Source organism: Bacteroides sp. AR29 (assembly GCF_900217715.1).
Taxonomy (GTDB): domain Bacteria; phylum Bacteroidota; class Bacteroidia; order Bacteroidales; family Bacteroidaceae; genus Bacteroides; species Bacteroides uniformis.
The window spans coordinates 1-1,032 of record NZ_OBMS01000061.1 but is presented as its reverse complement, the minus strand read 5'-3'; the positions used below and the strand labels follow the sequence as shown (position 1 = coordinate 1,032).

Annotated in this window: 2 protein-coding genes and 1 pseudogene; all 3 read left to right on the top strand. The window is 37.6% G+C overall.

The window, feature by feature from the left end; all coding sequences use genetic code 11:
- A pseudogene (locus tag CSD97_RS18680) lies at positions 1–185 on the top strand (UDP-glucose 4-epimerase); the annotation flags it as partial.
- Between the two features lie 100 nt (positions 186–285).
- The gene (locus CSD97_RS18675) at positions 286–507 is read left to right on the top strand and encodes a hypothetical protein (protein ID WP_005829183.1); all 222 of its coding nucleotides are present in this window, start codon (positions 286–288) and stop codon (positions 505–507) included.
- The gene (locus tag CSD97_RS18670) at positions 504–908 is read left to right on the top strand and encodes a putative toxin-antitoxin system toxin component, PIN family (protein ID WP_005829181.1); all 405 of its coding nucleotides are present in this window, start codon (positions 504–506) and stop codon (positions 906–908) included. The genes CSD97_RS18675 and CSD97_RS18670 overlap by 4 nt, the downstream gene beginning before the upstream one ends.
- Positions 909–1,032: the final 124 nt, after the last annotated feature.

The following is a 1,032-nucleotide window of genomic DNA, read 5'->3' as shown; positions in this document are numbered from 1 at the left end:
TGAACTATGACAAGTTCTTCACGGAAGGCAATGAGGATATTGCCCGTATAGAGGACTATCACAGCCATAACACTGCCCGCCTGGATGTGGAGGGCATGAAAAAGCTTCTTTTGAAACTCCGTTTCATCCGCGAAGACCTCGGGATGGAGGAAAAGGCGAAGAGCGCGGAAATCAAGAGTGAATAAGTCTTTAATTTGAATAATACAACAGGAAAGAAAGAGGGAATGTATTGTTCCTTTAGAAAAAAAAACTATCTTTGCCATATTGAAACTAATAATTGAGAATATGGCAGCAACAGTATTAAATTCAGTTCAACAACATCTTTTGAAGATGTTTGCTTTTGATGGTTCGGAGGAGCGATTGAATGAAGTTAAAGAAGTGTTGACCAAATATTTTTCTCAGAAGTTAGATGACCGCTTGAATGACTTATGGGATTCGGGAGTTTTAAACCAAGAAAAACTTGATGAACTGAGAAAAATTGATGTCCGTACACTTCCGAAGAGATGAATAGAATTGTATTAGATACAAATAGCTTGATACAGTGCATTTCTCCCAAAAGCAGGTACCGTAAGATTTGGGATTGCTTTTTGGATGGAACGAATCAGTTATGCGTTTCTGATGAAATTCTTAATGAATATGAGGAAATATTAGAACGTTTGGCAGGTGTGGAAATAGCTAAGCTGGTGATTGATGTCATTCTCAATAATCCTTATACTTTGTTCTTTACTCCTTATTATAACTTCAATCTGATAAAATCAGATCCGGATGATAATAAGTTTGTGGACTGTGCAATTGTGGCTAATGCCAAGTTTATTGTTACGGAAGATCATCATTTTCATATATTGAAGCAATATAATTTCCCAAAAGTAAGTTTTATAGGTTTGGATGATTTCTGTCATTCACTATGAATATCTTCTCTTTTCTGTGACAAACAGAACCCATTAGTTTATGAAAATCTTAGTGACCGGCTCCCGAGGGTTTGTCGGCCGGAACCTTGTATCCCAGCTGCACAACATCCGTGACGGGAAAGCC